22 protein-coding genes and 2 pseudogenes are annotated in these 20,983 nt (G+C 61.5%); 12 read left to right on the forward strand and 12 right to left on the reverse strand.

The features are described 5' to 3' along the window. Nucleotides 1-15: 15 nt before the first annotated feature. A complete protein-coding gene (locus K3174_RS09810) occupies nucleotides 16-621 on the forward strand; it encodes an HAD family hydrolase (protein ID WP_221558090.1) in 606 nt (201 codons plus the stop codon). Nucleotides 622-694: 73 nt separating this feature from the next. On the opposite strand, the gene K3174_RS09815 is transcribed toward K3174_RS09810, so the two are convergent. Further along, complete coding sequence (locus tag K3174_RS09815) at nucleotides 695-1,039, reverse strand: DUF8200 family protein (RefSeq protein WP_221558091.1); 345 nt, start codon at nucleotides 1,037-1,039, stop codon at nucleotides 695-697. A 182-nt stretch (nucleotides 1,040-1,221) separates the two neighbouring features. Between K3174_RS09815 and K3174_RS09820 the strand changes: the two genes are divergently transcribed. Next, nucleotides 1,222-1,776: a winged helix-turn-helix transcriptional regulator gene (locus tag K3174_RS09820; RefSeq protein ID WP_221558092.1), complete on the forward strand. Its 555-nt coding sequence runs from the start codon at nucleotides 1,222-1,224 to the stop codon at nucleotides 1,774-1,776. A 42-nt stretch (nucleotides 1,777-1,818) separates the two neighbouring features. On the opposite strand, the gene K3174_RS09825 is transcribed toward K3174_RS09820, so the two are convergent. After that, nucleotides 1,819-2,565, reverse strand: coding sequence for a hypothetical protein (locus tag K3174_RS09825; RefSeq protein WP_247712062.1), 747 nt, complete (start codon nucleotides 2,563-2,565; stop codon nucleotides 1,819-1,821). Nucleotides 2,566-2,853: 288 nt separating this feature from the next. Here K3174_RS09825 and K3174_RS09830 point away from each other — a divergent pair, with 288 nt between their 5' ends. After that, entirely contained in the window at nucleotides 2,854-3,204 is a 351-nt protein-coding gene (locus tag K3174_RS09830) for a hypothetical protein (protein ID WP_221558094.1), read from the forward strand. A 271-nt stretch (nucleotides 3,205-3,475) separates the two neighbouring features. Then, nucleotides 3,476-4,318: an ABC transporter six-transmembrane domain-containing protein gene (locus tag K3174_RS09835; RefSeq protein ID WP_221558095.1), complete on the forward strand. Its 843-nt coding sequence runs from the start codon at nucleotides 3,476-3,478 to the stop codon at nucleotides 4,316-4,318. A gap of 36 nt (nucleotides 4,319-4,354) precedes the next feature. Here K3174_RS09835 and K3174_RS09840 read toward each other — a convergent pair. The 6 genes and pseudogenes from K3174_RS09840 to K3174_RS09865 form a co-directional block, all read right to left on the reverse strand. After that, nucleotides 4,355-5,236, reverse strand: a pseudogene (locus K3174_RS09840) (YifB family Mg chelatase-like AAA ATPase); the annotation flags it as partial. Nucleotides 5,237-5,890: 654 nt separating this feature from the next. Further along, nucleotides 5,891-6,655: a hypothetical protein gene (locus K3174_RS09845; protein ID WP_221558096.1), complete on the reverse strand. Its 765-nt coding sequence runs from the start codon at nucleotides 6,653-6,655 to the stop codon at nucleotides 5,891-5,893. Between the two features lie 541 nt (nucleotides 6,656-7,196). Then, complete coding sequence (locus tag K3174_RS09850; RefSeq protein ID WP_221558097.1) at nucleotides 7,197-7,871, reverse strand: recombinase family protein; 675 nt, start codon at nucleotides 7,869-7,871, stop codon at nucleotides 7,197-7,199. 1,700 nt (nucleotides 7,872-9,571) lie between these two features. Next, nucleotides 9,572-9,727, reverse strand: coding sequence for a hypothetical protein (locus tag K3174_RS09855; protein WP_221558098.1), 156 nt, complete (start codon nucleotides 9,725-9,727; stop codon nucleotides 9,572-9,574). After that, entirely contained in the window at nucleotides 9,717-11,336 is a 1,620-nt protein-coding gene (locus K3174_RS09860) for a recombinase family protein (protein WP_221558099.1), read from the reverse strand. The genes K3174_RS09855 and K3174_RS09860 overlap by 11 nt, the downstream gene beginning before the upstream one ends. A gap of 29 nt (nucleotides 11,337-11,365) precedes the next feature. Then, nucleotides 11,366-12,016, reverse strand: a pseudogene (locus tag K3174_RS09865) (magnesium chelatase domain-containing protein); the annotation flags it as partial. Between the two features lie 158 nt (nucleotides 12,017-12,174). Between K3174_RS09865 and K3174_RS09870 the strand changes: the two are divergent. The 6 genes from K3174_RS09870 (at nucleotide 12,175) to yihA (ending at nucleotide 16,617) form a co-directional block, all read left to right on the forward strand. Beyond that, nucleotides 12,175-13,068: an alpha/beta hydrolase gene (locus K3174_RS09870; RefSeq protein WP_221558100.1), complete on the forward strand. Its 894-nt coding sequence runs from the start codon at nucleotides 12,175-12,177 to the stop codon at nucleotides 13,066-13,068. A gap of 137 nt (nucleotides 13,069-13,205) precedes the next feature. Beyond that, nucleotides 13,206-13,340, forward strand: a complete 135-nt coding sequence (gene rpmH, locus K3174_RS09875) for a 50S ribosomal protein L34 (RefSeq protein WP_057884309.1) — start codon at nucleotides 13,206-13,208, stop codon at nucleotides 13,338-13,340. 87 nt (nucleotides 13,341-13,427) lie between these two features. Then, entirely contained in the window at nucleotides 13,428-13,811 is a 384-nt protein-coding gene (rnpA, locus tag K3174_RS09880) for a ribonuclease P protein component (RefSeq protein WP_221558101.1), read from the forward strand. Next, on the forward strand, nucleotides 13,808-14,017 hold the full coding sequence (gene yidD, locus K3174_RS09885; RefSeq protein WP_221558102.1) for a membrane protein insertion efficiency factor YidD: 210 nt from the start codon (nucleotides 13,808-13,810) through the stop codon (nucleotides 14,015-14,017). Before rnpA ends, yidD begins: the two co-directional genes overlap by 4 nt. Nucleotides 14,018-14,085: 68 nt before the next feature. Then, nucleotides 14,086-15,873, forward strand: a complete 1,788-nt coding sequence (gene yidC / locus K3174_RS09890) for a membrane protein insertase YidC (protein WP_221558103.1) — start codon at nucleotides 14,086-14,088, stop codon at nucleotides 15,871-15,873. A gap of 90 nt (nucleotides 15,874-15,963) precedes the next feature. Further along, entirely contained in the window at nucleotides 15,964-16,617 is a 654-nt protein-coding gene (yihA, locus tag K3174_RS09895; RefSeq protein WP_221558104.1) for a ribosome biogenesis GTP-binding protein YihA/YsxC, read from the forward strand. A gap of 82 nt (nucleotides 16,618-16,699) precedes the next feature. On the opposite strand, the gene K3174_RS09900 is transcribed toward yihA, so the two are convergent. The 3 genes from K3174_RS09900 to K3174_RS09910 all read right to left on the reverse strand — a co-directional run bounded on the left by K3174_RS09900 (nucleotide 16,700) and on the right by K3174_RS09910 (nucleotide 18,779). Then, entirely contained in the window at nucleotides 16,700-17,464 is a 765-nt protein-coding gene (locus K3174_RS09900) for a hypothetical protein (protein WP_221558105.1), read from the reverse strand. A gap of 271 nt (nucleotides 17,465-17,735) precedes the next feature. Then, on the reverse strand, nucleotides 17,736-18,320 hold the full coding sequence (locus K3174_RS09905; protein WP_247712063.1) for a DUF1203 domain-containing protein: 585 nt from the start codon (nucleotides 18,318-18,320) through the stop codon (nucleotides 17,736-17,738). Nucleotides 18,321-18,359: 39 nt separating this feature from the next. Beyond that, the gene (locus K3174_RS09910; RefSeq protein WP_221558106.1) at nucleotides 18,360-18,779 is read right to left on the reverse strand and encodes a VOC family protein; all 420 of its coding nucleotides are present in this window, start codon (nucleotides 18,777-18,779) and stop codon (nucleotides 18,360-18,362) included. Nucleotides 18,780-18,988: 209 nt separating this feature from the next. On the opposite strand from K3174_RS09910, the gene K3174_RS09915 reads away from it, so the two are divergent. Both K3174_RS09915 and K3174_RS09920 read left to right on the forward strand, forming a co-directional pair. Next, nucleotides 18,989-19,648 (forward strand): glutathione S-transferase family protein, encoded by a 660-nt coding sequence (locus K3174_RS09915; protein WP_221558107.1) that lies wholly within the window; start codon nucleotides 18,989-18,991, stop codon nucleotides 19,646-19,648. Continuing rightward, on the forward strand, nucleotides 19,615-20,505 hold the full coding sequence (locus K3174_RS09920; RefSeq protein WP_221558108.1) for a S1/P1 nuclease: 891 nt from the start codon (nucleotides 19,615-19,617) through the stop codon (nucleotides 20,503-20,505). The genes K3174_RS09915 and K3174_RS09920 overlap by 34 nt, the downstream gene beginning before the upstream one ends. Here K3174_RS09920 and K3174_RS09925 read toward each other — a convergent pair. Further along, on the reverse strand, nucleotides 20,502-20,969 hold the full coding sequence (locus tag K3174_RS09925) for a cupin domain-containing protein (protein ID WP_221558109.1): 468 nt from the start codon (nucleotides 20,967-20,969) through the stop codon (nucleotides 20,502-20,504). The genes K3174_RS09920 and K3174_RS09925 overlap by 4 nt on opposite strands. Nucleotides 20,970-20,983 lie beyond the last annotated feature (14 nt).

The raw sequence follows: 20,983 nt of genomic DNA on the forward strand, positions 1-20,983 counted from the left end.
GTTTGAGGTGGTGCGATGCGGGTCGAGGCGGTGGTGTTCGATGTCGGGCGGGTGCTGTATCAGTGGCGGCTGGGCCATCTGTTCGAGCGGATCGTCGAAGACCCTGCACGGCTGCAGAAGCTGCTCGGTGAGGTCGTGACCGAAGAATGGCATTTCGAACACGATCGCGGCAAGCCGCTGGGCGAAATGGTGCCTGAACGCGTGGCGCTCTATCCCGAATTCGAACCCGAGATTCGCGCATATGCCGAACGTTTCAACGAAACCATTCCCGGACCGGTCCCTGGCAGCCTCGCCCTGGTCGGGCGTCTGGATGCGAACAGGGTGCCGCTGTTCGCCATTACCAATTTCGGGGCGGAGTTCTGGGCCGGGTTCCGGCCGACGGCGCCGGTCTTCGAGCGATTCCGCGATATCGTCGTCTCCGGCGAGGAAAAGCTGGCGAAGCCGGACTCTGCGATATTCGCTCTGGCAGAGCGGCGCTTCGGCTATCCGGCCGAGACCATGTTGTTCATCGACGACAACCGCGCCAATGTCGATGCCGCTGCCGCATCCGGCTGGCAGGTCCACCATTTCACCGATGCGGGCGCACTTGCAACAGACCTCGAGGCGCGTGCGCTGATATGAAAAAGGGCCCCGGCGGACTATCGCCAGGGCCCCAGTTGGCCACCCGATGGAGAGGGGTGGGAGTTGAAACGGGTCAGCCGTTGCACTTCGCCAGATTGTCGGCGTCGAGCGCCTCTTCTTTGGCCGTGAACGACGCGATCTGACCGTGTTCGCGCTGCAGTTCGCGGCAGACGCGCAGCGGGCGCGAATTGCCCTTCTGGGCGACGCAGGTCGTGCCCTGGCAGGCCCAGGCGACGCCACCGGCAATGGTGGTGGTCTTTTCGGCAACCGGCTGTGCCAATTCGACGGTGTAGAAAGCACCGCCCGTTTTGGCTTCGGCGGCGGTTGGCGCGATTGCGGCACCGAAGGTCAGCGAAGTGTAGGCGAAGGCAGCGGCGATGGCGCCGATATTGACCGAGCGGGGGAGAGTGGAGGCCATGTGAAATTCCTTCCTGGTTGCAATTTTATCAACGGGGCTTGCTATTTCTTCAACTAAGTTTCATTAAGCAACCCGTTGCGAATCGCTACCTAAACTTATAGGTTTTGGAATGCAACCCTTTTTTCCAGGTTTGGCAAATCGGTTTTTTGCGCTAGATAGGTTTCTGGAAGAGGACTGAATTTATGGGTGACATCCGCGAGCCGCTCCGTGAACTGACCGAATGCGGCCTGCCGCAAGCGCTGGAAGCGATGGGGGAGCGGTGGTCGTTCATGATCCTGCGGGCCAGCTTCAACGGCCTGCACCATTTCGAAGAGTTTCTCACGGAACTGGGCATCGCGCGCAACATCCTGTCGAACCGGCTCGCCAAGCTGGTCGAGAACGGCATTCTCAAACGCGACCCCTGCGCGGACGACAAGCGCAAGATCGAATATCGCCTTACCGAGAAAGGGCTCGACCTGCTCCCCGCCATGGTCGCGCTTCGTCAATGGGGCCAGAAATACGGTGCCGAAGTCGTCGAAAATCCCGTGCTCGTCGACGAGCGCGACCGTTTGCCGATCGGGCCGACCTCCATTCTCAGTCATGATGGCCGTATCCTAGGCCCGGCGGATCTTCATCTTGTCGAGCGCAATAATCTGGGCATCCGTGCAGACGGTTCGAGGGCACAGGCCGGCGATGCATTGATACGCGGCGACGTTGTCGACATCGCCGGTGCACGCAAGGCGAGAAGCGCGGCCTGAGCGAAACCCGCCGGATCGCACAAAGCCCAGTTCGCCGCGGCGCTATTGCCCTCCGGGCCCCCGCTCTATCCCGTAGTCGATTCTGATCCGCACCCATGCGCCAACCAGGGGGCGGCCACCTTTCTGTGGCGGACGGACCTTGAACTGCCAGGCGGCCGACTGAACCGCTGCGGCGATACCCGATCCTTGCGGCCACTCTCCCACGATAACGCAATCCTCGACCCGAAAATCGGCTGCCGTGCGGCAGTTGACCAGGCCCCAGCCGGGGCCCTGCGCGGTGGACAGATACCCGGCCAGTTCGCTGTCGTATGGCCGGCGATACCAGCGCGCGGCATAGAGCGGTTCGCCATTCGGCCCGCTACCCGCTATCTGGGGCGTATCGCCGGGCGCAGGCGTGTATGCGGGACCGTAGGCTGGCTTTGCCTGAGCTGGAGCGGAAGGCCCCTGCTTCGGCACGCTCTCAAGTGAAAAGTCGTTGCGCAGGATCGGGCGTGGCGCGGGCGCAGGCGGCGAAAGCGGCTTGGGATTTTCCCGGTCGACTTGCGCGGGTTGTTCCGGTGCCGGCTGCTCGGGCGAGATCTCGGGTGCCTCGGCTGCCGAAGGAGCAGGCGCTTCCTCGGTCTCATCCTCCTCCTCGGGCGTGCTGGCGGTGAAGGCCACCAGCGTTTCGCTCATCTCCGCAACTTCGCGCTTCACCGAGCCGAGCGACAAGAGGATGAGGATCAGCAGCACCTCGAGCGCCAACGCCAGCGCCAGCGCGGGCAGTCGCTGCCGTAGTTCCGGGCTCAATTCCTCGTAACGCCGACGGAGCGAATCGATTGGGGTGCTGGGGGACTTCACGGATGAAGAGTGCTCTGAAGCTTCTGCGTCTCGCCGGTTGCCGACACATGCCGGCAATTTATCCCTGCCCCACGCGCAGTGGCATGGGCGAAACCGGCTCCGGTTACAAGAAAAGCCTGCACAGGGCCCCTGAATTCGGCGCAGTGCCACCGTGACGTCATCGTTAAAACGATCTCAACACGTCGCTGGCACAAAACGGATATTCGCGAATCCATCTTGCAGAGCCGGACTGCCATAGTGATCGAAATCGAAGTCCAGAATGAAACGCACCAGGACGTGCACCGTATCAAGGCGATGACGGTGCCGCGTATCGGCGAGGGCATCCGCCTGAAGGAGCCCAACGGCCAATGGGCGTCCTACGATATCCTCGACGTCTGGTACCAGCAGGCCGAATTCGGCGAAATCTGGGTGCCCTATATCCATGTTCGCATGACGCCCGAAGAGCTCCGGGCAATCGACATGACCGGGGCGAACCCGCTGGTGGACAAGGCCCAGCAAATGCCCATCGAGGATTTCCTCAAGAAGTTCGAGGGCGAGCATGAGCACGAAACGGTCAAACTCAACCTCGATATGAGCGAGGACGTCTGAAGATCGGGCGCTTTGCAGTTACAGTACCCGATTGCCGATATGTTTCTGCGGTCGAAACAGGTCTGAACCAGCCCGTTCGCCGATCACTTCGGCGTTTCTAAACCGAATTGCTCATCACATCGTTTTCGGATAACGCACGCCTCCAACTGGACACCGGTTCCGAGGTCGAAATGGTCAGGTCAAAACTTACCGCTTAGCGGCGCATTCATGTGACCCAACCCGTACGGCGTTTCGTGCGGCCCTCTCCTGATTCGACCGATTGAGACCTCCCATGTTGCTCGAACTTGTGCGCGTTCATCGCGGACGCCTCCTGACCGCTTACTGCCTTACCGCCGGTGGCCTGATCGCGGCACTGCTTTATCCTCTGGCTACCGGGCTTGCCATTAATGGCGTCTTGTCCGGGGCCTACATTGCCGTGCTTTGGCTGGTTGGCTGCCATGCTGCGCAGCTTGTGCTGACGGTTGCATCCAAACGCTACGATACCCGAGTGTACACGCGGATATACGGTGCACTTGCTTCGGATATCGTCGACAGGTCTCGTACAGATGGGTTGGAACCCGCGCGTGTTGCCGCGCGCGTTGCGCTTTCGCGTGAGTATACGGTCTTCCTCGAGGAAGATGTGCCGAGAATTCTCTATGCGGGGATAGCCTTGATCGTTTCGCTGTCGGCGCTAGCGTTCCTGGAGCCCTCGCTCGCTTTGGCCTGCCTGGCTCTGGGCTTGCCATTGCTGCTCATTGGTCGTTGGCTAGGACGCAGGTCCAGCTTTTTGAACAAGGGGCTCAACAACCGTTTGGAGAATGAAGTCGGCCTCTTGGCGCATGGTAGCGAAAGCAAGGTCCGGCGTCATTTCACGGCTTTGGCGGGGTGGCGGATCAAGCTTTCTGATGCGGAGTCCACCGCATTCGGCCTGATGGAGATCCTCGTCATCGTGCTCTTCGTCATTGCACTTTGGCAGGTCGGAACGGCCGACAAGAGTCCTCAGGCCGGCGATGTCTTCGCGATTTTCTCCTATCTCTGGCGATTTGTCGAAAGCCTCGATCAAATACCGATACTGATCCAGAAGATTGCCAAGCTTAAGGATCTGAACCGACGTCTCGCTTCCGTCGTCGCTTAACCGAACTTTTCCGCGAAAATCGGCCTTAGCGCATCCTTATGCCCGCGGAGGCTGGCGGCGATAGGATAGCGCTTCGGCGACATGTATCCGCCCAACCGTTTCGGCACCTGCGAGATCGGCGATCGTGCGCGCCACGCGTAGCATGCGCGTATAGCTTCTGGCCGACAGACGCATGGCCGTGGCGGCCTGCATCAGCAGTTCGCGACCCGCGTCGTCCGGCGTGGCAAATTGCTCCAAAGCATCGCCGTCCAGATCGGCATTGGTACGCGCGCCGGTCGCGTCGCAACGGGCGGTCTGGCGCTGGCGGGCGGCCATCACACGCGCGGCGACCTCTCTGCTGCCCTCGGCGGGTGGGGGCAAAGCGAGATCGGCGGCGCTGACCGGATCGACCTCGACATGCAGGTCGATCCGGTCGAGCATCGGGCCGGACACCTTGCTCTGGTAATCGGCGGCGCATTTCGGCGCGCGGCTGCAGGCGAGCGCGGCATCGCCCAGATGGCCGCACCGGCACGGGTTCATCGCCGCGATCAACTGGACGTTCGCGGGGAAGGTAACGTGGGCATTGGCGCGCGCGACATCGACCTTGCCCGTCTCGAGCGGCTGGCGCAGCGAGTCCAGCACCGCGCGCTGGAATTCGGGCAGTTCGTCGAGGAACAATACGCCGAGATGCGCCAGGCTGACTTCGCCCGGCTTCACGCGCAGGCCGCCTCCGGTCAGCGCCGCCATGCTGGCCGAATGATGCGGTGCACGGAACGGGCGGGCGCGGTTGATGCGGCCTTCTTCCAGCGTCCCGGCGACCGATTGCACCATGCTGACCTCCAGCGCTTCGGCCGGCGACAGCGGCGGCAATATGCCGGGAAGGCAGCTTGCCAGCAGGCTCTTGCCTGCGCCGGGAGGTCCGATCAACAGCAGGTTGTTTCGTCAAGACCCGTGTATAGAGTCACCGGGAAATATCGCGCGAGATTGTCGTTGTTCCGCGCTGGCTAGAGGCTTGCGTAAATCAACCACACAACCCAAGGAAACAGTATCAATGCGCTGACCATTGCAAATTCGATATAGGTGCCGATCTTGCTCCTACGCCGCGTCATGCTCACGCCATGGGCCATGGGGCAGACGAGGGCAAGTGTTCCGCTAACGCCTTGAGTCTCCTTGTGATTATACAGCCTGTTGCGGATTTCTTAATCACCAATGAAGTAGGTGGATAGGGATACATTAAGGGGGCGAAATGCTGCGGATTCAGGCGATTGTGTTATTCGCGACAGGTTGGAGAGCAGGGGCTCGCATGCAGCGGGCATGTTCGAGAGCCAAACGGGCCTACCCTATGCGGCTTACTTTAATGTCTGCTGTCTTCCTGATGCTGGCTGGTTGCGACCCAAATGCAACCCCCACTTACGGGACGACTGGCCTTCCAAAAAACTGCCGCGCAATCATCCAGGCTAACGTGGAGCGCTGGCGCACGGGGCAGCACTCCGCTGAGGACGCTATGGCATCCATCGAGCGGAATTGCGGTGAAAATGGGCATTCTTGGGGTCGCTAGGGCTGTGGTGTCGTGGCGTCCCGTAGCGGCACAATCTAATCGTCGGCTTCATCGTCTGACTGCCACCATGCTGAGAACTTTTCTGTATCCTCTTGTTCGGCCTTAAGTGCCAGGGCCATGCTCTCAACGATGCCTGGGGAGTATGCTTCCAGTATCTGGCCCAAGAGCAGTGGTGATAAGTCCATCTCCATGACGCCCTTCGCCTTCTTTGACGCCCGCCGACGTTGCTGCTCTTCCCAGTCGCTCGCCCCGCTGTCACGCTCACCGCCGGTCAGGGCTTCGGCCATCCGCCTGGCGGCGCTCCAAGAGACTATTAGGGTGCAGTCGTGGCCCGCCGCTTCTAGGGCTTTCCTCGCGGCCCTCATGTTGCCAATGACGCGCTCACTCACACCGTGCAGCTCAGCGGTCGCGCTCTTCGATAGCTTGTCACGTCGCGCGACAGAGGACCATGCCGCGTCGATCTTGTCGGCGTCGCTCATCGGGAGGCGGTTCTTTTTGTTGTCCCTCACGCTCTCCTGCACCGCCCATGTGACCCGCGCTTCTCCGTCAAGGTCGGACTGGAGCACATTCACGGGAACGGGAACGCCCCATCCGACCTGATGGTAGGCCTGAAGGCGATGGTGGCCATCCAAGAGATACCAGTGGGAGCCAAACGCCGTGATGGTGAGCGGGTCGAGCGCATTGCCCGCTTTCGCAATCTTCGCGAGGTTGGCGACGTGGGCTTCGCTGCGCCCTGGGGCATAGGCAATGCTGTCATGACGCGGCTGGAACAGGCTGCGCTCTTCCTTGATGTCTGCCAACAGTACCCTGGTGGGAACGTCGGGGCGCGGGGGGCTCATCGCGGCCTCTGCCATCGCCTTCCTGCGGACTGGAGTGCTCATTCGGTCGGGAGGATAGAGCGGGGACGTCATGCTGGTTTCGTTTCTCTTAGCATCAATCGCTGTGCATTAGGCATATGCACCGTGCATAGGCAAGCGGCCTTTTGGTCCTATCGGCATCTACCGGTCCGCACGGTCCAGAGCGTGGACTGAAGGACGCGCGGAAGTGCCCGCAGGCTCCTTGCGCTTCGCTCAGGCACCGCGTGGCTTCTTAAGGCATCATACTGGGCTGTAAGTCTCTCCAGAGGGCCTTCGACGCCGGGGCTGGGCGTAGGGTAGCCCCCTTGCAAACCGTCCCTTCCGCTAACCGAGGGGCCTTTGAGCCTTCAGGTCCGCCGCTGGTGTGGCTCGCTGGGAAACACAATTGGGGACTACTCCACTGAAAGAGCCGACTCCGGTCGTCCTAAATATCGAAAACTGCGCCGGAAACACTCTCTTTGACACCCGAATATCTTGGATCGTACTATGCTGCCAGCCGCGCCAGAAGGTTGCGAACTGAGGAGGGATGCCACTGGCCGCCTCTCGGGGTTCGCATCTGCATCTCGTTCAACTCTTTGGCCATCCCTGCGAGGGTGGTGATACCCCGCTCTTGCAGCTCATCCACCACCGGCTGAAGCTGGGCCGCGTGGTCGTCCGCTGCACCCTTGATGGCGTCCACAGCGGCTCCGTTGCCCTTCGCGGCCCTGAGGAGCGCTTCGGCCCCGTTAGGGTTCCCTAGGCGCTGCCCTCTGGCCTTCGCCGCTGCAAGTGCCGTCTTGGTCCGTGCTGAGATGGCCTCGCGTTCCTGTTGGGCCACAAGAGCGAGGATGCCGACCGTAAGGTGGCAAGCGTCTGGCATATCCGCAGCGACGAACCGTGCGCCGCTCTCCTGAAGCTGGAGGAGGAAGGCCGCGTTGCGGCTCAGTCTATCGAGCTTGGCGATCACGAGGGTAGCTCCGGTGACCTGGGCTCGGTGGATTGCCTTGGCCAACTCGGGGCGGTCATTCCGCTTGCCGCTCTCGACTTCGGTGAACTCCGCAAGAACGTCACACCCACGGGTCTTACAGAACTGCTCCACCGCCGTGCGCTGGGCAGCCAGACCGAGGCCGCTGCGCCCTTGGGCCGTGGTGCTGACACGAAAATAGAGGACCGCGTTCATCGCCCAATCGCCTGTACAAAATCTAGTAACGTTGGTTAGGCTATTTTGTACGGACCTGTCAATCGGCAAATGTCCGGTTCAAAGCGATGGCCAAGGCTGTCGAATGTCAGCGAATGTCGGCCTGCTCGCCTGATCCTGCGGCTGGCCCGATTGAGGGGGAGGGTGCTTGCGGGAGAGAGCATCTCTGTAGGACTCTGGATAACGTCGGCGCGATATCCAATGTGGAATGGGATCGCGGGTCCCTCCTCCCCGGCAGTGATGGTACCACAGCGATCCGCTCGATCACGTTTCGAAACTGGCGGCTTCGCTGCGCCGCTGTAAATTTACATCGGACCTTCACGCCAGCACGTGTTTCCCTGGAAAATATCTGGGTCCCTTATTGGCGCTGCGGCTTTGACGGGGCAGCGGTCTCGCGCCGCGAAGAGGGGGGAGGGGCTTTTCTCTCGGGGGTCCCACACAAGGGGGCGGATACGCGGCCTTTAGTGCCTAATATAGGATAACCAATTCCTGCCCAAAGAACTCCACGACTGCCTGCAACGGTCAGTGGAATGGGTAGTGGAGCTTCCAAACCCCTTTCATGAAAGAAACAATTTGAAAATCGTAATACAGGCGGTTTCCCCGTCCTCTCACCCCATGCAGCCCCCGCAAGCTACCTCGCTCAGACTGAGCGCTTCATTGGAGGTGCGCTGTGGCTGACCTTGACGGGAATGTCATAGCAGAATGACCTACGCTGTTGAGTGGGGGCCGTCTGTCGAGTTGGCCTTCAATGGTTCCGTCGTCCGCGCTGTGCCTATCGGTGGCGTGCCTTGGTTCGCCCTGCCAGACCTTGTGGACGTCCTGGGTTTCGCAGAGAGTGCTGCGGACGCTGTGGCGGTGGAGGGGTTTCCTCCAGATGCTTTGTTGAAAGCCGATGAGGTCGACGATCCTGGAATACCGGGAGAGCCGTGCAGTGTGTCCCTGCTGTCGCCTGTCGGCGTTTGGTGGTGGACCCATTACACCAACCCAGCCCGTGGCCAAAGACTAGCTGCGTGGGCCAAACGCGAGGCGCTTAAATCCAACCCAGCGCCTGGGGACCCTGCCGTCTACCTACGCGCTTCAGCCGATGGCGCTCTCCCGCCGTACCCCCTGAGATATTCGGGACGAAAACGAGAGTGGATCGACCTGAAAGAAAGCTTTGTCGCGACTTACACTCCTCGTTTCAGGCACGGACGTCCGCCGTCGCTTCCCTAACCTATCCAAAAATACCCCCTGGGTCCCGCGCGGGACTTGGGGGGTATTTTTTGGTCGAGAAGGACGCCTTATGATGCCAGGTTTACGGGTAATCCGAGCGCAGACCGCAGGCACCTGTCGTACACTATTAGGTGCTCGACAAGCTGAGCCGACACTTGGGCTTCCGCCGCCCGGAGGACATTAGTTAGGGCTGCGTCAATGGCATTGTAGTGCTCTTCCGCTGTAAGCCCGCTCTCGATAATCCGTTCCATATCGCTTGGTCCGCAAAAAGTGACGACTAGCTTGGTACTTCAACTGGTAGCCCGAGAGCGATCCTAAGTTGTCGATTGTAGGCGAGGAGGAGACCAATAATCTCCTCTTCGTCTACGTCGACGCCTGCTCGCTCAAGCAGCTCCGTTAGAGCAGCATCAAGTATCTCGTACTCGTCGTCAGGCTCTAGGCCTGTTTCAACAACCTGTAGCATCCCCTCCTTAGGCACCCTCGTTCGCATCAATTATTTGCTGCAAGTCTTCCAGCGTCACCACCACGCTCTGCGGTCCCCGTTCGGCGTCAGTCTGGCAGAGGACGAAAACTCCTTCCCCCATTGGCTGCGCAAGGCCATCCAACATTTTTACTTCAGTCGGCATTTTCTGGTTCCTCTGCTTGCCATTGCCAGCCAGGCTCTGGCCACTTGGTGAAGTTATGAGAATAGGGCAGGCTCAAGTAGCCGCCGTGGGTCCACGCAAGCTCCACGTCCCCTAATTCGTAATCGATTACCGCTTTGCTAAAGAGCGCCCGCAGCCGCTGGTTTGCGACGGCCACGTCCAGGTCCTCAAGGGGCACCTCAAGCGCCTCTAGGGCCTTGTCAACCCGTGCCTGGACAGTGAGGCCTGTTGCGGCCTCCCTTCGCTCCAGGAGGCCCCTCAGGTCCGCCAGGGCCGTCTCCAGCTCCTGCTCCTTTTCCCGTGCTTCCTGGGCAATCATGGGGGAGTGCCCGTGGCTCAGGTTATCGAGAAGGTTCCTGGCCTGCTCCCGTAGCTGATCCACGCGCTCTTCCGTGTCGCCAATCTCATCGTCCAGTTGGCTGTCAGCTCCCGTGGCTCCCTCTAGGTCTCGTAAGCGAGGAGGAAGAGCGCGAACTAGCGCAGCCTCAACCTGGGCATATGGTACCGAGCGGTACTCACAGCCCGCCCCTGTCTTTGCCCGTGCGCATACGAGTGAGGGCTTTGAGCGCTTCCCCTTGTTCACTCTAGTCATCGTCGCGCCGCACTTAGGGCACTCCGCAAGACCCGCTAGCAGGTTTGTGATTGGGGTATGAGCGTGTCGACCTCTCTGGGGAGCCTTCCGGACTTCGCGGAGGGCTTGGGCCTCCCGAAAGGTCTCCTCCGCCACCACGGCTGGATAGTATCCCTCAACGGGGTCCAGGGGCACCCTGCGCTTCTTCGTGCCGTCGTACTCGCTCAGGTGGGGCTGAAAGGTGCCAATGACGGCTGGGTTGCGCAGTATCTTGGACACGTAGGACCTGTGCCAGAACTGCCCTCGCCCCCAAGGGTCCACATTGTCCTGATTGAGCTGGCTGGCTATCCTGTGTTGGCCCCATCCTCCGAGGGTTCGCTCAAAGATGTCGCGCACAATCGCCGCCCTCTTTTCGATAACAGAAAACCGTTGGCGGTCTTCGGACACCTCAAGCCATGCCGGAATGCGTTCGGTGATGGGTTTGCCCTTCAGCAGCTCGATGCGCTTTTGCTCCCAGGCAGCCTTCAGGCGCTTCGATTTCGTGGCACTTTCCTCGTTCGCCCGCGTGAACGTCAGGATTGTGAGGATAAGGTCCATGGGGAGGCCCTCAAGGCTTTCCTGAGTGTAGACTTTCCCATCGTTGAGGGTGACTACCCCCACCCCTTCCGAGGTGATGCCCCGAAGTACGTCGAGAGCCCGCAGCGCGGTCAATCTACTCAGGCGGTCGAGCTGTTCCACAAGAAGCAGGGAGCCCTGCGGCACTTGGCCGCTTCGGACGGCTTCCACAAAGTAGGCTAGTCGGCCCGCATCGGCGTTTTGGCCTCGGTAGGCCGAGACCCCCACGTCTTCGAAGGTCAACTCACGGTCAAGCTCCAAGCCGTGCTGGACGGCGTAGGCCTCGGCCATTGACTGCTGGCGGCGATAGCTGTCACCCTTGCGCTGTTCCGGCGTGGAGAAGCGGAGGTATGAGTACGCCTTGCGTGTCGGCTGGCGCTCTTGGGTTTTGTCATTCTGGTCCATCGAGCGCCCTTATCGGCTGCGGGGTCTTATGGGAATAACGGGAGCAGGTTGTGCCCGCCTGCCGCCGCGATCTCGAGTGCGCGCTTGGCAGTCTCCTGCCCCTTCACCTGCTTGAGATCGGCTGCCACCGCCTGGTTCTCTACGACGCCCGGTTCGGGATCGGGCAGGCGCTGCGTACCCTTGAGGTGGTTGAGCAGGCTGGCGAGATCGGGCGCGGCGCAGACGGGAACCTCGCTCGCCCAGCGGGCCTCCGCCCCCTGTCCCTTCGGGCAGATCAGCCCAACCTCTTCCGCGCCTGCATGGATGGCCGCGAGCAGCACGCCGGGCGAGGGCACGATCCGCGCATCGAGTGCCAGTTCACCCACCGCGATCCAGTCGCCCAGCTGTTCGGCGTCGGTCACGCCCATCGCTGCCAGCAGTGCCAATGCGATCGGCAGGTCGTAATGGCTGCCCTCCTTGGGCAAGTCCGCCGGCGAAAGATTGATGGTGATCCGCTTCGGCGGCAGGGCCAGCCCCATGCTGGAAAGCGCCGCGCGCACGCGCTCCTTGCTTTCGCCCACGGCCTTGTCCGCAAGGCCGACGATGTTGAACTTGGGCAGGCCCGGCGCGACCGAGCACTGCACTTCCACGCCGCGCGCTTCCAGCCCGAGATAGGCGACCGTTCTTACAAGTGCGACCAGAGTTACCCCCACCCCCGAATTCAGCCCGGTGATGGCGGCAAGCGGCCCGCTTGTCGAGTGGAAAGCCGGTTCATTTCCGTGGGGAAGATTCATGCCTAACAACGCTTTAGGCATATACTTTGGCAAGCTGGAAACCCGGCAGGCGGCAGAGTTGCGACATGTTCCGACTCGCCGCAATCCTGCTATCCAGCCTCGCGACTTCGATCGCAGTGCCGGCTGCGGCGCAATCGCTGACGCTGGTCAACCTGCCGGTGGTCTATGTGGCCAGTCCCATGGTCCAGTCGACGCATGAGGGGCGGGCCGTGATGCCGGCAGCGATCGTAGCGCCGCCGGCAATCCAGCCGCAGGTCGAAACCTTGCACCTCGCGGCAATCCGTCCGCAGGCCTATGAAGCGGCCACGCTGCCTGCGTGGAAAGCGCCTGCATTCGTCGACCGGCGGTTCCGCAACTACAATCGCGGTCTGGCGCAGTACGGCCCTTTCCGGGTGCTCGACGAACGGCGGGTGGCGCTGGTGGGTGAAACCGATGCATCGACGCCGGGCTTTTTCCGCGCGATGCTGCGGGACTTCCCGGCTCTTGCTCAGCTCGACATGGTCGAATGTCCCGGCACGCAGGACGATCGGGCGAATCTGAAGCTGGGGCGCATGATCCGCGAGGCAGGGCTCGTCACGCATGTTCCGGCGATCGGTTCGGTGCGATCGGGCGCGGTCGAGCTGTTCTTCGCGGGCGTGCAGCGCGACATCGCGCAGGGCGCCGAATTCGCCGTGCATAGCTGGATGGATGCTTATGGCCGCGAGGCGGGCGATTTCTCCATCGATTCGCCGGAAAACCGCCAGTATCTCGACTATTACCGTGAGATGGGCATGAGCGGGGACCAGGCGCGCGCCTTCTACGACTTCACCAATTCGGTACCACATCACCGGGCACTGTGGCTCGATGCCAGCGATATGCAGCGCTGGACAGGCCGCCCGCAACAGGTCAAAACGCCGGCGCGACGCAAGCCGGAGCAGTCAGCCCCTGCATTGGCCTATGCCGACGTCACTTTCTCTTGACGGGTGAGGCCGTATCGCCTAGGCGCGCGGCCCTGTAGGCGGTCGCTCCCGAGATCGAATCAATGGGGCGGCCATTTTTGTTGGTGCGATTCGTGCGTGCCGACAGCCGATGAAAATTCTTTTGTAAGGACGATCCGATGAAGCGGACATTCCAGCCCTCGAACCTCGTGCGCGCGCGCCGCCACGGTTTCTTCGCACGCAAGGCTACCCCCGGTGGCCGCAAGGTCCTGCGCGCACGCCGCGCTCGTGGCCGCAAGAAGCTCTGCGCGTGATGTGACGCGCTGCGCCTCGGGCGTGGCGACTATCACCGAAATGCTGGCGGGCTCCCATTCGGGGGCCCGTTCGCGTATCTGGCTTCCATGCATCCCTCGCTTTCCGTGATCAGCAAGCGCAGCGACTTTCTCGCCGCGAATCGCGGTCTGCGCGTGGCGCGCCCCGGCTTCGTCCTGCTTGCCAATCCCAATGGCGGGAAGGGCAAGCGTTACGGCATCACCGTGACCAAGAAGATCGGCAATGCCGTGGTGCGCAACCGGATGAAGCGCCGCTTCCGCGAATTGCTGTGGGCCGCACTTCCCGCACAGGGTCTGCCCGATCACGATCACATCCTCATCGGCCGCGAAGGCGGGGTGGAACGCGATTTCGCCGCCATGTGCGAGGAACTGGCCGCCGCGCTGGCATGCGCCGCCGAAGGCAAGGGCGACCGCCCCCGCACCCCGCATCGCCGCCGGAGCAGGCGTGCATGAAACTCCCGCTCATCTGGATCGCCCGCCTGTGGCAGCTCGGCCCGAGCCGCATATTGCCTGCCACCTGCCGCTATCAACCGTCATGCAGCCAGTACGCTATCGAGGCGCTGGGGAAATATGGCGCGATCAAGGGTGGATGGTTGGCGACGAAGCGTATATTGCGCTGCCATCCCTGGGGTGGCCACGGCCATGACCCGGTGCCCTAGCACTGTCTTGACAGGCTAAGACACCACCCCACATTCAGAACTTCGACCGGACAAAGACGGGACCGACCTTGGACAACCAGCGTAACGTGATCATTGCCATTGCGCTTTCCTTCCTGCTGCTCGTGGGCTGGACTTCGGCGATGGATTATTTCTACCCGCAGCCGGAGCAGGCGCTGGTGGAAGATCGGGCCGACACCCCGGCCGAGCAGGCAGCCATAACCGATGGTACATCGGCCACCACGCGCCACACGCGCACCGGCGGGCTCGTCGATCCCGTCCTACAGGCACAGGAAAAGGCGGACCTCAAGACCGCGCTCGCCAGCCCGGATCGCATTCGTATCGACGCACCTCGCGTAGCCGGTTCGATCAATCTTCGGGGCGGGATGATCGACGACATCGTGCTCAAGGACCATATGGAAGGGACCGGTGACGACAGCGAGCCCGTTCGCCTGTTCTCGCCCAACGGCACGCCGGCGCAGCAATTCGCCCAGTTCGGCTATCTCATCAATGGCGCGCGCATTGCCGACGATGTTGTCTGGCAGGCCGATGGCCGTGTTCTTACCCAGGACACGCCGGTCACTCTGACGCACGACCTCGGCAACGGCACCAAAGCTACTATCCGCTATTCGATCGACCAGGACTATATGTTCACGGTCGAACAGAGCGTCGCCAATACCGGGGCCAATCCGGCCGTCGTCCAGCCCTATGGCTACGTCAATCGCACCAGCCGCACGGCCAGCGAAGACTTGTGGATCGCGCATTCGGGCCCGATGGGCGTGTTCGCCGATGCGGCCGATTACGATATCGATTACGACGATATCGACGAATCCGGCAGCATCACTCCCTCCGGCCGCGCCAGCTGGTCGGGTTTTACCGACATCTACTGGCTCGCAGTGCTCGTCCCGCAGGATGGCAGCGCGCCGGATACGACCTTCCGCGCGCTCGGTAACGAAATCTACCGTGCGGACATGATCTACGATGCCGTCACCCTGCCTGCCGGGCAGGCGCTGACGACGACCTCGCGCCTTTATGCGGGGGCCAAGGAAAGCGTAGTCCTCGACCGCTACGAGGATGCGGGCCTGCAGAAATTCGGACTGGCGATCGATTGGGGCTGGTTCCGCTGGTTCGAAAAGCCGTTCCTGTGGCTGCTGCGCAATATCTACGAACTGGTCGGCAATTTCGGTATCGCCATCATGATCCTGACGCTGATCATCCGCGGGGCGATGTTCCCCATCGCGCAGAAGGGCTTTGCCAGCATGGCCGAAATGAAGGCCATCCAGCCGAAAATGAAGGCCATCCAGGAAAAGCACAAGGACGATAAGCAGAAGCAGCAGCAGGAGATCATGGAGCTGTACAAGCGTGAGAAGGTGAACCCGGTTTCCGGGTGCCTCCCCATGCTTCTGCAGATCCCGGTCTTCTTCGCGCTCTACAAGGTCCTGGTGCTCGGCATCGAGATGCGGCACCGCGAGTTCCTGTGGATCAAGGATCTTGCCGCACCCGATCCGGCGAACCTTGCCAATGCGCTTTCGCTCGTCGGCATCCAGGTCCCGCAGTTCCTGATGATCGTTTTCGGCATCGGCGTGCTCGCCGTGCTTCTCGGCTTCACCATGTGGCTGACCTTCAAGCTCAATCCCAGCCAGCTGGATCCGATGCAGCAGCAGATCTTCAATATCATGCCGTGGATCCTGATGTTCGTCATGGCGCCCTTTGCCGCGGGCCTGCTGCTCTACTGGGTAACCTCGAACGTTCTGACGCTGGCGCAGCAGAAGTACCTCTATTCCAAGCACCCGCAATTGCGTGCTTCGATCGAGGAAGAGAAGGCGAAGAAAGCCGCCGAAGCGGCCAAGGCGGGGTGATGATTTGTCCTCCCACAGTCATTGCAAGGAGCGCAGCGACGCCGCGATCCATGGCGCCACGGGGTGCCGCGCTCCCTAAGGTCGCTCGCAATGACTGACGAAGAGATCGCAGAACGCCGGGAACTCGAACGGCGGGCGAACAAGCTGTTTTCGGGCCGGGTGGATTTCCTCCTCTCGGCCCCGCAGCTCAAATTCCTGCCCGAACCGACCGTGCCGGAAATCGCCTTTTGCGGACGCTCGAATGTCGGCAAGAGTTCGCTGATAAACGCGCTCACCGGGCGCAAGGCGATCGCGCGCGCCTCGGTCACGCCGGGCCGGACGCAGGAACTCAACTTCTTCGAAGTCGGCGATCCCACGCTGTTCCGCCTCGTCGACATGCCGGGTTACGGCTTCGCCAAGGCCCCGGTGAAGGTGGTCGAGAAGTGGAAGAACCTCGTGAAGACCTATCTTCGCGGCCGCCCGGTGCTGGCCCGCACGCTGGTACTGGTCGACGGGCGCCACGGCCCCAAGGATGTCGATCGCGAGATGATGAAGATGCTCGACGAGGCAGCCGTCGGCTACCGCGTCGTGCTGACCAAGGCCGACAAGATGAAGGCGAGCGAACTGGCCAAAGTGGTCGCTGCAACCGAAGCCGAAGCCCGCAAGCACGTCGCCTCCTATCCCGAAATCCACGTCACCAGCGCAGAGAAGGGCATGGGCATCGGGGAATTGCGGGCGGCAGTGCTGGGGGATGCGGGGGTTTAACCGTCACCAAGTCATTGCGAGCGCAGCGAAGCAATCCATGGCCCGACCGTCGCCTTAATTGGACGCAGCCCCAGCGCTTCGGTCAATCCCCGATCAGCGGCGATGTAATATCGCCTCCAAGCAGCAAATCGTAATTCAACTCGCGCATCCGGTTCAGCGCCTGTGCTTGAGTCATTGCCATCAGCGAAGCAAGACCCTGTTTGTAGAATTCGTTCAGCGCTGCTTCGTAAAGCGCGGTCTGGCGGTCGAGCGATGCCGTGGCGATGGCGCGACGGTGTTCCTCGGGTATGGACTCCATGGTCGGGATCAACCCGCGTAATTGCATCGTTCGCGCGGCGCCGCCCCATTCCTCGAAGGTATGGCGGGTCGTCTCGATAACGTAGACATCGAATTGATCGCTATCGGCGAGGCTGTTGACGAGGACGAAGGCCACACCCTCGCCGCCGCCGAAACGGGTCTCCACGAAACCGATGCGCATGTCGCGCCCGTCCCATTCGCGCCAGGCATCGAGCGGTTCGAGGTCCAACGAGCCGACGACGTCCATTTCCGATAGTTCGATCACATTGCCGATCGCCGTATCGTGATCGTAAACGTCATAGCGGGGGCCGGTGACCGCAGAAATGAAATGCGGCGAAGCTGGATCATCGGGGTTCATTCTGCGGGAAAGCTCGCCCTGACGCGTCCATTCCACCATCGCATCGATCGTTGGCGGCGGGGAGTAGGATCGCTGCGCGACACCCCCGCTTTCTGCCGGATTCTCCGTCGATGGCTGGGCTGAAATGCTGTCGGTTTCGCCGCAGCCCACCGCCAGAAAGAACGCGGCGTAAGAAATCATGATCCGGTGCATCGTGGTCTCCACTCTTATCCCGGGACGCCCATATGATGGCGTGACCGCAAATAAAGGCGTCATCGGATGAGGTGAGCCAGAGAAGCGTCAGGCCGTGTGAAATGAGCGCCGAGAAAATATATCAAGACCAAAATTCAGTAAGTCATTCGGGTGCGACATATCTATCGTTTTCATTGAAATGTAATAAAGTCGTTCAGAAAATAAATTCATGACAGGTACTAGATGTCTCTACGACTGTCATATGCTGTCTGGTGGAAACATTTTTTCTCATTCAGGCCCGCACGATCTTCCCTGCAAAACATCCCCGTTGGGCATTGTGCGCATGTAGATACGAGGTATCGGGATTTTCCAAAAAGCGTTCGATCGACACTTTCAGCCCTGTTCCATCTACCAGAACGGCGTCGATCATGTAGCCGCCAGCATCGAAAGCCCGGAGCGAGATTTGGCGTATGCGCATTACCTCAGGCACTTCGCCGATGAACTCGGCCGGCTGTTCCGCGCCCTCCCGCACGAAGATTGCGTGGCTTGATCGATAGGCCGTTGCGGCAGGCTGATGCATATAATTGACGAGGATCGCTTTCTCACCAATGTCGAGGTCTCTCATTTCGATCCGATCCGGAAAGCCGGGGTGTGAATCCACCTCGTATCTTTTGGCCCCATATTGGCTGAGGCTCTCGTCGGGCAGGCCGTAGAAATGACGGAATGGAGCGGGATCAAGGCCGCTAATTCGAAAAGTCATGGCGATCTCCTTGTCAGAGACTCGTAATGGCTGTTGCGAATGCCAGCATCCCGCAGATTGCGGCCAAATCGACGACGTATGCTTTTTCGCCGAGCTTCGACTTCCGTCGATACTCATTCCTTGGCCGCGTCAGGACGGGCGGCCTGTCTGGGCAGCCTAAGTCGCAAACAGCATCGTATCGTCGGCGAAAGCCTTCATTTCCAGCGCATTGCCGCTGGGGTCGCGGAAGAACATCGTGGCCTGTTCGCCGGGCTGGCCCTTGAAGCGGATCGTGGGTTCGATGGCGAAATCGACACCCGCCGCGCGCAGCCGGTCGGCCAGTTCCTGCCAGTCCCCCATTGTCAACACGATGCCGAAATGCGGCACCGGCACGCCGTGGCCGTCGACATGGTTGCTCGCCCGGTCGCCGGCCTGCCCCGGCGCAAGGTGCGCGACGATCTGGTGGCCGTAGAAATCGAAATCGATCCATTCCTCGCTGCTGCGTCCCTCGCGACAGCCCATAGCCCCGCCATAGAAGGCGCGCGCGGCGGCCAGGTCGTCGACGGGGAAGGCGAGGTGGAAGGGGCGCAATGTCATGCGATCAATTTAGGCCAGCGCTTTCCATTTTCCTACAGCGACATGCGCGTGGCAGCACCGTCCCCATGCATGATCCCATCACCCCCGAAAACGCTCGCGCCATTCTGGACGATTATATCGCTGGACTGTGTAACATGCGGTCCACCGTTCAGCATCGACAGCGGCGGGATGAACGCCTACCCCCGAACACGAATCGCAAAGGGTCCCGCATGAAACTGGTCATCGGCAACAAGAACTATTCCAGCTGGTCGCTGCGCGGCTGGCTTGCCGCCAAGCAGTCAGGCCTGTCGTTCGAGGAAATCGTGGTGCCGCTGTTCGGCGAGAACTGGGAAGCCGACAAGGCCGATGGCCAGATCCGCCCCTCGTCGGGCAAGGTGCCGCTGCTGTGGGATGGGGATGCCGTGGTGTGGGACAGCCTCGCCATTCTCGAATATCTCGGCGACAAGGTCGGGCGCGACCGGTTCTGGCCCAAGGACGAAACCGCGCGCGGCATGGCCCGGTCGATGGTGGCGGAAATGCATTCGTCCTTCGCGGCGCTGCGCGGCGAATGCCCGATGAATGTGCGCAAGCGTTTCGATGGTTTCCAGCCGAGCGAGGCGTGCAAGGCCGACATCCTGCGCATCCTGGGCCTGTGGGCGGAGGCGCGCAGCCGGTTCGGCAGTGGCGGGCCGTTCCTGTTCGGCACGTTCGGCGCGGCCGATGTGTTCTTTGCCCCGGTAGTGTCACGCTTCATCAGCTACCAGATCCCCGTGCCCGGCTTTGCCGCGGCCTATATGCAGGCCGTCTGGGAACACGAATGGATGCAGGCGTGGATCGGGGCATCGGAAAACGAAGAATGGGTCATCGAACAATACGAAACGGTTGGCTGAGCGCGCTGGCGGCGCTTGGGGCGCTGCTGCTTCCGGCGCAGGCGCAGGCCTGGGGCTTCTATGCCCACACGGTCACCGCCGATATCGCACTGGAGAATGTGCGCCCGGACACGCGGGTGAAGATCGCGCGCCTGCTCAGGGCCTCGCCGCTGCTCGGCACGCCCGAATGCGAGCTTGCCACTTTGCAGGATGCGAGCGTGTGGCCCGATTGCCTGCGCGGGCAATACTGGCGCTGGGGCCATACCTTCGCCTGGCATTACCAGACCGAGCCGATCACTGAGGAATACGATGCGCGCAAGAACTGCTCTGGCCTCAACTGTGTCAGCGCGCAGATCGAGCGCAACCAGCGCATCCTCGCCGATGAGAGCCTGCCGGACAATGTGCGGGCGGAAGCGCTCGCCTTTCTCGTCCACTTCATCGGCGATATCCACATGCCGCTCCATTCGGGCGATCTCGACGATCGCGGCGGGAACGACCGCAAGGCGGATTACGGCATCGTCCCCGGCCTCAATCTCCATTGGGTGTGGGACGGCCCGCTGGCCGAGCGTGCGATCAGCGGCGATCCGCCGGTGGTGCGCCGCTATTCCGCTGTCGAGCGCGGCGAACTTGCGGGCGGCAATGCTGCCGATTGGGGCCGCGAAAGCTGGCAGATCGCGCGCGATTTCGTCTATCCCGAAACCTTCGGCTGCGCGCCTTGCGAGGGCGATGTGCCGAACGAGGTCGTACTGTCGCAAGAGCTGATCGAGCGGTCCCTGCCGATCGCGCGCCGCCGCGTGCTACAGGCCGGACTGCGCATGGCGGAATATCTCGACCGGGCGTTCGAACCCGGCGCGCTGCCGGAGCCGGAGGCCGATTAGGGAATACGGTTGGTCGGGTAACGCGATCCGTCCTTGCGCGAGTAGCCATCGGGGCCAAAGACCATGTCGATATCGGGATACTCGCCCGAATCGCGTGCCTTGTCCCCGGCACTTACCGCCACGAAAACGCAGTCCGCATCCGAGCGATTATGCAGCCGATGGCCATTCTCGACCCCCGCCGCCCAAGTGAGAACGTCGCCTGGCCGAACCACTGTTTCTCCTTCCTCCTCGATAAGCACCGCCTCGCCTGCGATCATCACCAGCAGTTCGTCTTCGAGCCGGTGCCAGTGACGTTGCGAGGAATAGGCGCCTGGCTTGAGCGTGACATGACTCGCCCCCATCTGTGTAAGCCCGGCCGTCGGTGCGAGGCGGCGATACCAGCGGCCCTTGACATCGGCATCGAAGGGTGCGGGATATCCGGTGGCATTGGTCTGGGGGATGGCATCCAGATCGAGCTTGGGCATCGGCGCGTACTCCT

The organism is Qipengyuania qiaonensis, assembly GCF_019711515.1.
GTDB classification, from domain to species: domain Bacteria; phylum Pseudomonadota; class Alphaproteobacteria; order Sphingomonadales; family Sphingomonadaceae; genus Qipengyuania; species Qipengyuania qiaonensis.

Coding starts and splice junctions, on each gene's coding strand:
- rpmH (WP_057884309.1), top strand. CDS start 13,206: ATGAAGCGGACATTCCAGCCCTCGAACCTCGTGCGCGCGCGCCGCCAC.
- K3174_RS09870 (WP_221558100.1), top strand. CDS start 12,175: ATGTTCCGACTCGCCGCAATCCTGCTATCCAGCCTCGCGACTTCGATC.
- K3174_RS09815 (WP_221558091.1), bottom strand. CDS start 1,039: ATGGCCTCCACTCTCCCCCGCTCGGTCAATATCGGCGCCATCGCCGCT.
- K3174_RS09905 (WP_247712063.1), bottom strand. CDS start 18,320: ATGAGTATCGACGGAAGTCGAAGCTCGGCGAAAAAGCATACGTCGTCG.
- K3174_RS09900 (WP_221558105.1), bottom strand. CDS start 17,464: ATGCACCGGATCATGATTTCTTACGCCGCGTTCTTTCTGGCGGTGGGC.
- K3174_RS09910 (WP_221558106.1), bottom strand. CDS start 18,779: ATGACATTGCGCCCCTTCCACCTCGCCTTCCCCGTCGACGACCTGGCC.
- K3174_RS09860 (WP_221558099.1), bottom strand. CDS start 11,336: ATGGACCAGAATGACAAAACCCAAGAGCGCCAGCCGACACGCAAGGCG.
- K3174_RS09820 (WP_221558092.1), top strand. CDS start 1,222: ATGGGTGACATCCGCGAGCCGCTCCGTGAACTGACCGAATGCGGCCTG.
- K3174_RS09810 (WP_221558090.1), top strand. CDS start 16: ATGCGGGTCGAGGCGGTGGTGTTCGATGTCGGGCGGGTGCTGTATCAG.
- K3174_RS09850 (WP_221558097.1), bottom strand. CDS start 7,871: ATGAACGCGGTCCTCTATTTTCGTGTCAGCACCACGGCCCAAGGGCGC.
- rnpA (WP_221558101.1), top strand. CDS start 13,428: ATGCATCCCTCGCTTTCCGTGATCAGCAAGCGCAGCGACTTTCTCGCC.
- K3174_RS09925 (WP_221558109.1), bottom strand. CDS start 20,969: ATGCCCAAGCTCGATCTGGATGCCATCCCCCAGACCAATGCCACCGGA.
- yidD (WP_221558102.1), top strand. CDS start 13,808: ATGAAACTCCCGCTCATCTGGATCGCCCGCCTGTGGCAGCTCGGCCCG.
- K3174_RS09915 (WP_221558107.1), top strand. CDS start 18,989: ATGAAACTGGTCATCGGCAACAAGAACTATTCCAGCTGGTCGCTGCGC.
- K3174_RS09855 (WP_221558098.1), bottom strand. CDS start 9,727: ATGCCGACTGAAGTAAAAATGTTGGATGGCCTTGCGCAGCCAATGGGG.
- yihA (WP_221558104.1), top strand. CDS start 15,964: ATGACTGACGAAGAGATCGCAGAACGCCGGGAACTCGAACGGCGGGCG.
- K3174_RS09920 (WP_221558108.1), top strand. CDS start 19,615: ATGGGTCATCGAACAATACGAAACGGTTGGCTGAGCGCGCTGGCGGCG.
- K3174_RS09835 (WP_221558095.1), top strand. CDS start 3,476: ATGTTGCTCGAACTTGTGCGCGTTCATCGCGGACGCCTCCTGACCGCT.